Source organism: Paraflavitalea pollutisoli, from assembly GCF_029360705.1.
GTDB lineage: Bacteria > Bacteroidota > Bacteroidia > Chitinophagales > Chitinophagaceae > Paraflavitalea > Paraflavitalea pollutisoli.
The window spans coordinates 239,474-252,570 of record NZ_JARKMX010000002.1; the positions used below are offsets into that span (position 1 = coordinate 239,474).

General features: G+C 52.9%; 8 protein-coding genes. 5 read left to right on the forward strand and 3 right to left on the reverse strand.

What is annotated here, in order from left to right; genetic code table 11:
• The first annotated feature begins 40 nt into the window (after positions 1–40).
• Together P2W70_RS05700 and P2W70_RS05705 are read left to right on the forward strand one after the other, a co-directional pair.
• The gene (locus tag P2W70_RS05700; protein ID WP_276480471.1) at positions 41–1,453 is read left to right on the forward strand and encodes a Gfo/Idh/MocA family oxidoreductase; all 1,413 of its coding nucleotides are present in this window, start codon (positions 41–43) and stop codon (positions 1,451–1,453) included.
• A gap of 32 nt (positions 1,454–1,485) precedes the next feature.
• On the forward strand, positions 1,486–2,244 hold the full coding sequence (locus P2W70_RS05705) for a glucosamine-6-phosphate deaminase (protein WP_276480472.1): 759 nt from the start codon (positions 1,486–1,488) through the stop codon (positions 2,242–2,244).
• Between the two features lie 153 nt (positions 2,245–2,397).
• Here the strand turns inward: P2W70_RS05705 and P2W70_RS05710 are convergent, their stop codons facing one another.
• The 3 genes from P2W70_RS05710 to P2W70_RS05720 all read right to left on the reverse strand — a co-directional run bounded on the left by P2W70_RS05710 (position 2,398) and on the right by P2W70_RS05720 (position 10,171).
• On the reverse strand, positions 2,398–4,179 hold the full coding sequence (locus P2W70_RS05710) for a RagB/SusD family nutrient uptake outer membrane protein (RefSeq protein ID WP_276480473.1): 1,782 nt from the start codon (positions 4,177–4,179) through the stop codon (positions 2,398–2,400).
• A 15-nt stretch (positions 4,180–4,194) separates the two neighbouring features.
• The gene (locus P2W70_RS05715; RefSeq protein WP_276480474.1) at positions 4,195–7,380 is read right to left on the reverse strand and encodes a SusC/RagA family TonB-linked outer membrane protein; all 3,186 of its coding nucleotides are present in this window, start codon (positions 7,378–7,380) and stop codon (positions 4,195–4,197) included.
• Between the two features lie 202 nt (positions 7,381–7,582).
• On the reverse strand, positions 7,583–10,171 hold the full coding sequence (locus tag P2W70_RS05720; RefSeq protein WP_276480475.1) for a T9SS type A sorting domain-containing protein: 2,589 nt from the start codon (positions 10,169–10,171) through the stop codon (positions 7,583–7,585).
• Between the two features lie 169 nt (positions 10,172–10,340).
• Between P2W70_RS05720 and P2W70_RS05725 the strand changes: the two genes are divergently transcribed.
• The 3 genes from P2W70_RS05725 to P2W70_RS05735 all read left to right on the forward strand — a co-directional run bounded on the left by P2W70_RS05725 (position 10,341) and on the right by P2W70_RS05735 (position 13,047).
• A complete protein-coding gene (locus P2W70_RS05725; protein ID WP_276480476.1) occupies positions 10,341–11,099 on the forward strand; it encodes a rhamnogalacturonan acetylesterase in 759 nt (252 codons plus the stop codon).
• Between the two features lie 162 nt (positions 11,100–11,261).
• On the forward strand, positions 11,262–11,816 hold the full coding sequence (locus tag P2W70_RS05730; RefSeq protein WP_276480477.1) for an RNA polymerase sigma factor: 555 nt from the start codon (positions 11,262–11,264) through the stop codon (positions 11,814–11,816).
• Between the two features lie 10 nt (positions 11,817–11,826).
• Positions 11,827–13,047, forward strand: a complete 1,221-nt coding sequence (locus P2W70_RS05735) for a hypothetical protein (protein WP_276480478.1) — start codon at positions 11,827–11,829, stop codon at positions 13,045–13,047.
• Positions 13,048–13,097: the final 50 nt, after the last annotated feature.

Consider the following 13,097-nt stretch of genomic DNA (forward strand, 5'->3'; position numbering starts at 1 on the left):
CGGTGTGAATTGATACATTTGGAGGTTAAATGACTTACTGATGAACAATACGCGCAGGAATTTTCTCAAACTATCAGGCGCCCTGGGTGCCGGGCTGGCCAGCGGCGGCTTTTCGGGCGTACTGGGTGCAGAGCAGGCGATCGACACGTTTTATGCCGAGGAGGGCCAACCAGCCGTCTTCAATATGTGTGGGTTTGCGGCGCCCAAACTGGATACTGTCCGCATTGGTTTTATCGGTACGGGCAACCGGGGAAAGGCTGCGGTACGTCGTATGTCATTTATCGAAGGCGTGGAGGTAAAAGGTATCTGCGACCTGCGGCCGGAAAAAGCCCAGGGTGCGGCCAAAGATATGCGCCCGGGTCATCAGCCCACCTTTTACACAGACCAGGAGGATGCCTGGAAGAAAATGTGCGACCGCAACGATATCGACCTCATCTACATTGCTACGCCCTGGGCGCTGCACACGCCGATGGCCGTGTATGCGATGCAGCATGGCAAACATGTGTGCGTGGAAGTACCTGCTGCCAAGACCATCGAGGAATGCTGGCAGTTGGTGAACACGTCTGAAAAAACGAAGAAACATTGCATTATCCTCGAGAATTGCTGTTATGACTTCTTCGAGATGCTGACCCTCAATATGGCCCGTCAGGGTTTCTTTGGGGATATCGTGCATTGCGAAGGCGCGTATATCCATGATCTGGCAGCCGGCAATTTCTCGAAAGACAAATACTATAAGCTCTGGCGACTGGAAGAGAACAGCAAACGCAATGGCAATCTCTACCCTACCCATGGTCTTGGGCCTGTAAGTCAGATCATGAACCTGAACCGCGGCGACAAGATGGATTACCTGGTGTCGCTGCAGAGCAATGATTTCATGATGGGTGCGATGGAAAAGGAACTGCTGGAAAAAGACAAGGCTACCTATGCTCCCTACGCCAACCGACATTTCCGGGGCAATATGAATACCAGCGTAGTGAAGACCGCCAAGGGCCGCTCGATCATGATACAACATGATGTGACCACACCACGGCCCTACTCCCGCCTGCACCTCGTAAGCGGCACAAAAGCGATGGCCCAGAAATATCCGTTGCCCGAACGCATTGCCGTAGGTGATGACTGGATGAAGGAAGCCGAACTGGATGAACTGAAGAAAAAATTCCAACCGGCCATCACCAACTTAATGGGTGATATTGCCCGCAAGTTTGGTGGGCACGGCGGCATGGACTTCCTGATGGACTGGCGTACCATCGACTGCCTGCGCAACGGTCTGCCCGTGGACATGGATGTATATGATGCGGCGGCATGGAGCTGCATCGGCCCGCTGAGTGAATGGTCGGTAGCCCATCGTTCCAACTCGATCGATGTACCTGATTTTACCCGGGGCGCCTGGAAAACCAATAATCCGGTAGACATTTTACTCACCCAAGCCGGCAGTACCAAAGTGATCGTTTAAAACAATTATTAAACCTATAATCTCCGCGTAACATGAAGATTGTTGTAAAAGAAACTCCGGCAGCGCTTGGCGCAGCCGCGGGAAAGGATGCTGCTGACCGTATCCGAACGGTGATCGCCGAAAAAGGACAGGCCAATGTGATCCTGGCCACCGGTACGAGTCAGTTTGAAACCCTGCGTTACCTGATCGATCAAACCGATATCGATTGGAGTAAGGTGGTGATGTTTCACCTCGACGAATACATAGGACTGCCGGTGACGGCCCCCGCCAGTTTCCGCAAATACCTGCAGGAGCGTTTCCTGGACAAGGTAGCTCCGCTGAAAGCCGCTTATCTCGTGAACGGCGAGGCGGCCGATATCGAGGCAGAGTGCAACCGCCTGGGCAAGCTGATCACCGAACACCCCATCGATATAGCGCTGGTCGGTGTTGGCGAAAATGGACACCTGGCCTTCAACGATCCTCCCGCCGACTTCGCTACTCCTGCTCCTTATATCGTCGTGAACCTCGACGCCCAATGCCGCAACCAGCAATTTGCCGAAGGTTGGTTTGCGACGATCGATGACGTTCCGAAACAAGCGATCAGCATGTCGGTACGCCAGATCATGAAGTCGAAAGCGATCATCTGTTCTGTACCGGATGAAAGAAAGGCTACTGCGGTACGCAACTGCCTCGAGCGTGAGATCAGTAATCAATTCCCGGCCAGTATTCTGCGCGAACATGCGGATTGCGCGTACTATCTCGATAGCGCTTCAGCTTCGTTGCTGCAGCCAGCGGGCGAAAAAGTATTGTAGTTTTTAAGGACTGGCCTGTACCGATCAGGTGTGGGCCGGTTCACTGTTGGTCATAAGTACCCGTTTGATGACAAATGCACAGGAGAACCACCTGCAAAAAATCAACGGCCGCCCAGTTTGGACGGCCGTCTTCGTTTTCGGTAGTGACAGATCTTAATATCCGTAGTCTTGCGAAAGACGGTAGTTGGACTCGATGGCCGATTGCGGTATGGGCATCAGCTCTCCTTTATTGGGCGTAAACAATTGCGCCACATTGGTGACCCAGGCGCTGGTAATAGACGCTACCCAGTTGATGCGGGTAAATCCACTGATCGCCGATGGTGATGCTTTGTACAACGAATTACCATAGACGATGGTGGCGGAGCCCGTCTTGTAAAACATGTGCTGGGGCACTTTATCATAGGGTGCCTGCCGGTTCAATAGCTTCGTATAGTTGGCCCTGGTCTCTTCGATCTTCTGTGCGAGCAGGTTCCAGCGGATGAGATCGTATTTACGAATCCCTTCTCCGCCAAATTCCCAGAACCGCTCGTTTACAATAGCCGTAAAGAAGGCAGCCTTATCGGTGGGTGTGGCACCGATGTTACCCGCATTGGCCCCAAACCCTCTCTTCCTGACTTCTTCATAGGCCGCTGTGGCAGCGGGGGTAGGCCCATTGTTTAATTCATTCTCCGCTTCCGCGAACATCAGCAACACATCCGAGAAACGCAGCAAAGGCCAGTTGATGCCCAGTTGCTGGGTAGTAGAGGTGGGCGCCGGATTGATCCAGTCGGCCCGAAACTTTCCACTGGTCATGTTGACCAGCGTCTGCAAGGTCTTGGTTTTATCGGCGTTGTTGTAATAGGGCGCCGTCGTCACATCGCGGCGCTGGTCGAGCGAATCAAAGGAATAAAAATACGTAGGCACGATCCGGATAGAACTATTGCCGAGCTGACCAGAATTACCTTCTACATAGAAGCGTGGCCCATCGTAATATCCAAGATTACCCGTAAGTCCCTTGGCCATGGCCAGTTCAAAGATCACCTCGCCGAAGGGGTCTATTTTGTACGAGTCGAGACCATCTTTGAAGACTGACTGAAAGCTGGGATTGAGGGTATGAATATCGCGGCGCTGCATGATATCGAAGCATTCATCGCGGGCGATCTTATAATAAGTCGGGAAGTCGGACCGCCGTTCCATTTGGTTGGAACCACGGCGTAACGAGTAACCACCCCGGAAGAGCGCAATACGGGCACGCAATCCTTTCACCGCCGCTTTCGTGATCCGCTCATCGATGTTCACACCGGCTTCATTGCGCCAGGGCACGAGGTCCGCAGCCGTTTTGAGATCAGCGAGTAGCCGATCGTAAATACTGTCCCTGTCTGCTTTGGGCAGGAACAGGTCGACCTGGTCGATGGAAGGTTCAAACTGTGCCGGCACATCGCCCCAGTTGCGGATCAGTTCGAGGTAATACAAGGCGCGCAGTGTCAGCGCTTCACCCTGCAGGCGTTTTAGTTGTTGCTGTTCCAGCGCGCTGCCACCCGTGTACTGCTGCATACCCGGGATGTTCTTGATGCAGGTATTGGCGCGTTCGATGCCCACATAGAGCAGCTGGAAAGGGCCGGGTAGTTGTGCATTCGTTGACCGGTAGTTGTACCGGGAGAGATCGCGTGAACTGTTGTCGGGCGCCGAGGTATTGGTCACCCCGATCATTTCGTCGGTATCGTAGGGATACATGAGGCTCAGACGGCTGCCATAGCCCTGCAACCCGGTAACGGCTTCATAGGCGCCCATTACCGCCGACGTAGCATTGGCTACACTATTGAATACATATTCTTCATCAAAGGCCGACTTAGGTTCTTTGTTGAGCAGCTTCTTGCAGGAGGTGGTGGTGATGAACAAGCAGGCACCGGCGGTGATCCAGGCTGCTGCAGTGCGATATAGGGAAAGTGTGTTCATTGGTTCAGATTTGCATTATAAGGAAAGATTGAGACCGAAGAAGAAGGCACGGCTTCTTGGATAGGCCGAATAATCGACACCAGGCGTTAGCGGTGTTTGCCTTCGTGCATTCACTTCCGGATCGTAGCCACTGTAGCCGGTAAGTACGGCAATGTTATTGACCGTGACATAAGCACGCAGGTTACCCATCTTTGCTTTCTTCAAAAGGCTTTGCGGGAAGGCATATCCGAGGGTAATGTTGTTGAGGCGCAGGAAGGAGCCGTCTTCCATGACCCAGGAGGTCGGATAGAAGGCCCCAGCACCGGCGATGGGTTGCCAGATCTGTGCATTCTTGTTCAGTTCCGCCAGTAGGTCGGGCGCCACGCCGGTCACCACTTGTTTGCCACCAACTGTCGTTACGCGCTGTACGATATCACCCGCGTCATCCACGGTACGCCAGCGGTCCTTCATGATCTCGAGCATATTGGTGTGGCGGGAATAAGCGTTGGTAAACTCAATCTTGTTGGCGTTGTAGATGGTATTTCCATATACAAAGTTGACGAATATGCTGAGGTCGAAGTTTTTGTAATTGAACTGGTTCAACCAGCCTCCTTCGAATTTGGGCGTAGCATTACCAATGATGGTCTTATCGCTCTCATCGATGATGCCGTTGCCATCGAGGTCTTTGAGCTTCATCCAGCCGGGTTGGGCGATCCCGATTGCTCCGCCGACATCGGTCACCCCTTTCTTCAGGGTATAGGTAGTGGTAGCCACATCGTAATCGAAGTCATTGACGGTGTAGAAACCATCATTTACATACCCATACATGGAGCCTACCGGGGACCCTGTTTTCACGATAAAATCTGCCGGCTGGCCCGAAATACCAAAACCCGAACTGGCATAGAAGTAATCGAGATAACCTGTCAGTTTCTCCACTTTGTTGCGGTTGAAGGCGATATTGAAATTGCTGTTCCAGGAAAAACTCTTTGCCTGCACGATGGCTGCACTAAGGTTGAGTTCAATTCCTGTATTGGAGGTGGTTCCTACATTCTGCAATTGTTCGATCTGTCCGGAACTGACTGGGATGCGAATCGGAATGAGCAGATCATGCACGGTATTCTTGTAGGCGTCTGCCGTTAACTGGATGCGGTTGTTGAAGAGGGCGACATCGAGGCCAATGTTCCTCGACACAGTGGTTTCCCATTTGAGGCGGCTGTTGGCCAAACTATTGGCTACATAGCCGGGATTGAGTCCTTCATTGAGCGGATATTGCACCGTGGCTGAATAGGTATTGAGGTAGAGGTAATCATCGATGCGGTTATTTCCTGCCTGTCCGTAGCTCGCCCGCAGTTTGAGATCGGACAGCCAGGTCATTTTATCCATAAAGGATTCTTTGGAGATGCGCCAGGCGAGCGAAGCCGAGGGGAAATATCCCCAACGCTGGTCTTCGGCAAATTTGGAGGAACCATCTGCCCGGATGCTGACACTCGCAATATATTTCCCGTCAAAATCATAATCAGCCCGGGAGAAGAAAGACAGCAGGGCGCTTTCTGTAATACGCGACTGTGGATACAGTGGCACCGTTGATCCCAGACTCAACTGGCCAAAGGCTTTTTCCGGGGTCACCGATTCGGGGAAATAGCGCAGCCTGCTTTCTTCCCTGTGGGTGTTGGTGGTATACAGTTCCTGTCCCGCCATTACAGAGAGTCGGGAGTTGCCCGCTGTATGTTTGAAGGTCAGTACGTTTGAATTGTTGAAGGAGGTGCGGGGCAACTCGATCATCGAGATCAGGGGCAGTGAGGCTCCGTTGAGGCGTGCATTGGAGGTAATGCTACCGTCGAAAGAGCGTCTGTCTTGCGTATTTCGGTCTACCCCAACCGTTGACCGGAAGGAGAACTGCTTGCTGATGGCGTAGTTGAGGTATCCGCCAATGTTTACTACCTCGGTCCTTCTTTCGCGCCACTGTGCATTGTTGAGCAGGATGGGGTTGATGATGCCCAGCCCATTGCCGGTATTGGTAGCATCGTAGTAATCTTCGTCATCTACCACCTCGACATTGCCTTCTTCCAGCATGAAAGGACGGTACTTGACCGTATGACGCAATCCATTGTAGGTAGATCCGCCTTCGTCGGAAGAGCCGGCCCCGGTGATGTTTTCGCGGCTATAGCGAAAGTTTAGTCCTACGCGTAATTTATTATTTGCCTTGTGATCGAGCTTGAAGTTGAACAGGGTTCGCTTGAGGCCCGAGTTGATCATAATACCATCTTCCTCATTGTGCGTAAAGCTGAGGTTGAACTGTGTTGTTTTGTTGCCGCCCGACAGCCCCACATTGTGGGTTTGCATGAGGGCGTTGCGGCCGAATATTTTATCCTGCCAATCTACGGCTGGTATTGTTTTGTAGCGTTCCAGATCATCGCCATACAGGGTGGTGAAAGCATTGGTTTCTTCGTTGGTAAACCGGCTGCGTTCAAACTGGTAGCTGATAAAATCGGAAGGACTCAGGAGTTTGAGCGACCGGGGCAACTGGCGGATGCCCGCCATGCCATTGTAGGTCAATTTTGTTTTGCCCTCTTTTCCACTTTTGGTGGTGATGATCACCACGCCATTGGCGCCGCGTGCGCCATAGATGGCTGTAGACGCAACATCTTTCAAAACATCGACTGATTCTATGTCTTGCGGTGACAAGCCGGCAAAGCCATCTTCTACCTGTACGCCGTCGATGATATAGAGTGGCGAATTGTCTTGAGTAATGGAGCCGCCGCCACGGATCCTGATGGAAAAATCGGAACCGGGCTGTCCTTCCGCACTGGTGATGCGAACACCGGCGAGGCGACCGGTCAGGGCTTCGGCTACGGAATTGACGGGTACATCGCGCAGCTGTTTGGCCCCGACGGAGGAGACGGCACCAGTGAGGTCTTTTCTTTTCACGGTGGTATAACCTATTACCACCACATCCTCAATCTCTTTGATATCGATGGCCAATTGGATGGAGAGTTCCGTTCTTCCTTTTACCGCTTCTTCCAGGGTGGTAAAACCCGCGTGCGAAAATACCAGTACGGTGTTGGTTCCATCCGCCTTGATGGTGAAGGCGCCTTGCTGATCGGTTAGTGCGGAGGTCGTGCCGCCCTTGATTTTCACGGTGACACCAGCGATGGGTTTATTGTCTTCGGCGGATGTAACAACGCCTTTAACGGTCGTTGGCGTTTGCGCGATGGTAAGCATTGGGTGGAGCAAGCAGGCAAGCAGTAACAGGACACCACTTAACCACCGGTGGCAAGCAAGCATTCGTACGCAGGCATAATGTTCCAAATACCTCATAATTCAAGAGTTAGTGGTGAATAACAAGTTTAATCAGATATTCAATAGGAGGAGGTAGAATGGCCTGGTTTATTCGCGGTAACGTTCTCGGTATTTCAGGCTGCCATTATTGTCTGACGAACACGGTTTTTTCCTGCTGTTGTCCATTCCGGAAAATAAGTACATAGGTCCCTTGCAACAACTGGTCTATGTTGATGCTGGTGCGATCACGGCCTGCAGGCACTGCTTGCTCAGCTACCTGGTTACCGGTGATGGTGAAGATACGGATGCGGGCCTGTACGGCAGCGGGTTGGTGCTTTACAAACAACTGTTTCCCGGCAGGATTGGGATAAACGGTGAGTGCCGGTATCGCCGCCTCGCCGGCAACTGCGTGTACAGCGGATTGCAGTACCGGTTTTGTGGTAAGCAATTCGTGGGCGTTGTTCACCGATTGCGTAGCGCTGAATACCGTGCTACCCGTACCATCGATGCGCTGGCTGCCGATCTTGTAATAGAGCTGTTGTGCAGGAGCTGCATAATCGTCGAATGCATATCGCACCGTATTGATGTTGGCATCCGTCTCGCTGAGTTTGGTGAAGTTCACATTGTCTGTTGAACGGTAAAGGGCCAACCGGAACTGGTCTTTGGCCCAATCGGTCTGAACTGTCAGGCGAACACTGTCTGCCCCCACGATGGCAGCCTGTACGGTTGTGAATGCCACGGGCTGATCGGGCGATTGAACGCCATTTAGGTAGTTCTCCAATTGTGTAAATCCATTTATGGCCCAGTCATTCGCATTGACCCCGAGTGTATCGTTGTTGCCTTTAACCATGGCTTCCCACCAGTTGGGAAGCCCATCGTTATCGGTATCGTCGGCGTAAGTGGTCGACGACAATACCGGCCATCCCCCTACGCTGTTCTGGCTGTCGATCATGCCGGAAGGGGTACCCATCCCTGCTGCCTGGTAGCTGCTGTCGCCATAGGTAGCAGTGCCGGTACGGGTTTCGTGTATGATGCGTCGGTCGACGGTATCGCGGCGTGGCAGGGAAGCGCCGGCAGTGGCCGTGACGGATTCAAAAGCGGCCACTGCTGTTTCTGTAATTACGGGTGCGATGTGGAAGGCCGTATCGGATTTGCCAGCGGCCAGGGCCACCGCGGCACCGGGCGAACTATCGGGGTGTACACCAAAACGCCAGTTATTGGTGGCCGTGTCGGTGGTTTCAATGACACAGCTATAGCCATCGACGTAATTCCCTTTGATGTAAAACTTACCGCCTCGGGTGGTATCGCCACCGGTTACGGTATAGGTTGTGTACAAGAGGATCCGATGCCGGCGATTGGACGTAGCGCAACTGCTACTGCCGGTGGTAGCTGGCCCGGGTTTGTAATAATTATTGACCATATTGTGCTGACCACCTGTGCCACCGTAGGCGGAGCCTACCCAATTGTAGACGACGTTGTTGCGGAAGTCGACGTATTCTTTTTCCGGCTGCCCGGTAGCTGCGCTGCCAGAGAAACGCGGATTGCGGTTGCCATTGTGGGCAATGAGGTTGTGGTGGAAGGAGGCATTTTGTCCACCCCAGATACCTCCGTAGCCGTGCGGTGTGGCTTTGTCGTGAATGGATTGGTACAAGGCTTCGCTGAGCATGCTCCATTGCAGGGTAAAATCGGCAATGGCATAGAACGACCCCAACTCATCGGTCGACCAACTCAGCGAACAATGATCGATGATGATGTTGCGGTAGGGGTTACTGGCCGGACTGCCGAAGCTGTTGTACATCGCGTCGACCACTTTGGTCGTATCGCCGGGATTGATGATGATATCACCCGGACGACTGCGCAGATAACGGATGATGATATTATTGGCCATGATGCGTACGCCATAGTTGGCGAGGCAGATGCCATCTCCCGGGGCTGTTTGCCCGGCAATGGTGATATTGTCGCGCTGCATTGTAAGGGGCGATAGCAGGTTGATGGTACCAGACACTTTGAAGAGAATGGTACGATTGGGCTGGCTCACGGCATCGCGTAAGCTGCCGGCGCCACTGTTGTTGAGGTTGGTCACATAGTAAATGCTGCCTCCTCTGCCGCCACTGCTATGACGGCCGCCCCCTTCTGCACCCGGGAAGGCGACCTGCAGCGAATCAGCCGTCATGCCGGCAATCTGTACATCTTTCGAAACGAGGTATCGGCCTGTCAACGCGGTGGTCGTCCAGGGATATACCCGCAGGCGAAAGGTATTGCCGGCTGGCACTGCGATATTCAGTCCGCTGTAGGTAAGTGCCGAGGGAACGCTACCAGACACCAGGGTTTGTGCGGCGGCCAGGTCATTGAATGTGGTACCATTTACCGACCAGCAGATACGGGCCCGGCCTGCAGAAGAAGAATTGAAGCTTAGTGACAGGCCGATCGTATTGATGTAGTAATTGGCTACGCCGTTGGGGGCTACGGTATATTCCACGTAGCGACTGTTGTTGAAGCCCGTTTCGGCAGGCCACGCGCCGGTGCCATCGGGCAGTATGCGTTGCCCTCCATTGGCGGAGAGGTAATTGTTAACGACAAGTCCGGTGAGTGTTTGTGCACCGGCTGAGAGTTGGCCGGAGACCGTTGACTGCTGGGTCGCCGTCAACGGCCAGGACGCGGTAGCCTGTGCGGAAGCATGGTGGTATCCGATCGCTGTTGCCAGCGATAATAGCAATGCCTTAACCTGAACCATAACCAGTCTTTTTTTGGTTCCTTCAAGTCTACGCCCTTATTTCTGTTTTCCGATACACCGGACAGGGGTTTATCTCCGGTAGCGTTCTCGAAATGGTGCCGAGAACGTTGCCGGACTTTTATGGATCATTTTAACACGGGTACCCCTATCTTGCTGAAAACTGTTTCGTATGCGTATTGCTACCTGCCTGCTTTTTGCTGTTGTTTTTGTAGCACTGGCTGCATTCATCGCGCCCGGTAAGAAAACCAGGATCATTTCCATTGGCGACTCTACCATGGCGGAGGCTTCACCGGCAGACAATTATCCGGGCAGAGGGTGGATGCAGTTGGCTCGCCCGTACTATTCGAACGATGTGGAGATTTATAATTTTGCCCGCAGCGGCAGGAGCTCGAAAAGTTTTCGTTCGGAGGGGCATTGGGATAAAGCCCTTCAGAAAATAGAAGCCGGAGATTTTGTATTTATCCAATTTGGGCATAACGACCAGAAGCCCGACACCGCCAGGCATACGGATGCCAACAGTTCGTTCAAAGCCAATCTTATTCGCTATACTAAAGAGACGAAAGCCCGCGGTGCTTTTCCTATTCTTTTTACCTCGATTGTTCGTCGCAGTTTTGGTTCCGATGGCAAACTGAAGGATACCCATGGTGATTATGTAACGGTGGTACGGGCCCTGGCCGACAGCCTGCATATTCCGTTGGTGGATATGACGCAGCTTACCGGCCAGCTGGTGGAAAAAATGGGTGTGGAAGACTCTAAAAAGTTGTACCTCTACGTACAACCCGGTGTCACTCCCAAATTGCCGGAGGGAAAACAGGACGATACGCATTTGTGCGTATACGGCGCCGAACAATATGCCCGCCTGGCCGCCAAAAGCATCAAAAGCCTGCGACTGCCCCTTTCTTCCTACGTAATCAATACCGACCAATAGTCCCGGCCTATTTATTTTCCGATCTACCCAACCCTTCCTGGTTGTATGACCGTTCATTGATGTAGGGCTTTTTGCCTGAACCTCATTGCCCGGTCTTTTTTATGGGTACCAGGTGATGATGGACCTTCCACCCTGTGTGAGCGTACGATCATTAACGACACCTTGTCAAAAAATCATTTCGTGTTGGAGGATCAGTATGAGATCATAGAACGATGTATGCGCGACGACCGCCTGGCGCAGGAGAAATTTTACCGGCACTTCTATCCTTCCATGTTCTGCCTGTGCAAAAAATTCTTCCAGGATGACCATGCCGTGCTGGAAGCGGTGAATGACGGCATGCTCAAAGTTTTCAACCGGTTAAAAGACTATCATCCCGACAAAGGTGCTTTGTTCAACTGGGTATATACGGTGGTGCGCAATACCGCGCTGGATAAACTAAAAACTTCGGTGAAAGTACCGGTCGCTGCCGTGAGTGAAGAAGAGGTGGAGATACCCACCGGCAATATCCTGGAAGACCTGGAGTGGCGTGATGTATATCATTACCTCGACCTGCTGCCCCCTGCCACCAGGGCCGTATTCAGCCTTTTTTACCTGGAGCATTTCAATATCTCTGCCATTACCAAACAGTTGCAGATCGCTCCAGGCACGGTCAAATGGCAACTGAGCGAAGGCAGAAGGCTGCTGCATCCCGTACTTAAAAAGCATTTCACCATTTAAAGGTTATACTGTGAAACAAGAACGACCATCCTCTCCTTTCTTCACCAACGACGATAGCCCGGTGCCGCCAGTGCCACCTGCTGACGCCTGGCGTTCGATGCGTGCCCGCCTCGATGCACAGGCTGCTGCGGGCAGGAAACGGCGGGGAACGTTCTGGTTGTCGCCGGTAGGTTGCGCAGCGCTGCTGTTCCTGCTGGTGGGTAGTGGTGCCGGCATTTGGTGGATGACCCAATCTGCTCCGCCCGCTGTTACTGAAAAACAGCCCGTCGTTTCGCCTGATTCACTCACCGCTGCTACTGAACCAATAAAAAATATCAACGAACCTGTAAATCCAGGCGTGGCTGTATCCGGGCAGGCTGCCCAGTCATCGACAAGACCAGTTACCCGTCAACACAGTTTGGGACATCGGGCCCTTCCCAAAGCATCCCGGATCAACTATCCGATTGCCCGCAGAGAGGAGCTACCCGCCACTACTGCCGAGCAGACTGGCAGGGCCGCAACCGTATCAAAACCTATCCAGTTAGCGTCGGTTTCCCGTTCAAATTATGGTTCTCCCATCCGGGTGCTTAGCCCTCGCCCGATGGCCTATGGCTGGCTACAGATCCCACAGCCGCTGAATGCCCTTTGCGAGGTATTCCCTTCCCGCCGCTATCAATGGGCGGTGGGATTGCAAACGGAATTATCGCTGCCCGTAGCCTCGCCCTATGTCTACTTTACCGATCTCCAGTTGCGGGAGCGCTTTTATATCCCCTTTATTCCAGGTGCCTGGGCGAGTGTTACCAAAGGACGGCACCGGTTGCTATTGGAACTTAAACCTTTTTCCCACGCACTGTTGCCGGGTCATGATCAACTGGACTCAACGAATCTCGAGGGCCGTTCACTCGTAAAGGTATTCGGCATGCAGGCAGGTCTTGGCTATTCGTACCGGATCGATGCGCATTGGTGGTTGGGCGCCAGTATCGTGGGCTCCGTATGGCGAAAAGGTATTGCTTCTTTGGAAAACTATCCTGCTCCGCCAAAGGTCAATCTTTCCCCCATAGCGCTTCAGGGCGAGCCTTTCCGCCCCGCGGCTATTGGCGCTACTATTCAGGTGGCTTATGCCACCGGCCGTTGGCAAGGTATGCTGCAGGTAGAATCGCCGTTTGGGACTGGCAATACGGGCAAGCTGATGGTTTGGAGCCGCGTTGGTGTACGCTACCAGTTGTGGCAATCCGCCTCCGACTTCCAATAAATCCCTTCGCCGATACGATCGCCACCTACCGACTTACCGAATTTTAATTA

Coding starts and splice junctions, on each gene's coding strand:
- P2W70_RS05705 (WP_276480472.1), top strand. CDS start 1,486: ATGAAGATTGTTGTAAAAGAAACTCCGGCAGCGCTTGGCGCAGCCGCG.
- P2W70_RS05700 (WP_276480471.1), top strand. CDS start 41: ATGAACAATACGCGCAGGAATTTTCTCAAACTATCAGGCGCCCTGGGT.
- P2W70_RS05715 (WP_276480474.1), bottom strand. CDS start 7,380: ATGCTTACCATCGCGCAAACGCCAACGACCGTTAAAGGCGTTGTTACA.
- P2W70_RS05725 (WP_276480476.1), top strand. CDS start 10,341: ATGCGTATTGCTACCTGCCTGCTTTTTGCTGTTGTTTTTGTAGCACTG.
- P2W70_RS05720 (WP_276480475.1), bottom strand. CDS start 10,171: ATGGTTCAGGTTAAGGCATTGCTATTATCGCTGGCAACAGCGATCGGA.
- P2W70_RS05710 (WP_276480473.1), bottom strand. CDS start 4,179: ATGAACACACTTTCCCTATATCGCACTGCAGCAGCCTGGATCACCGCC.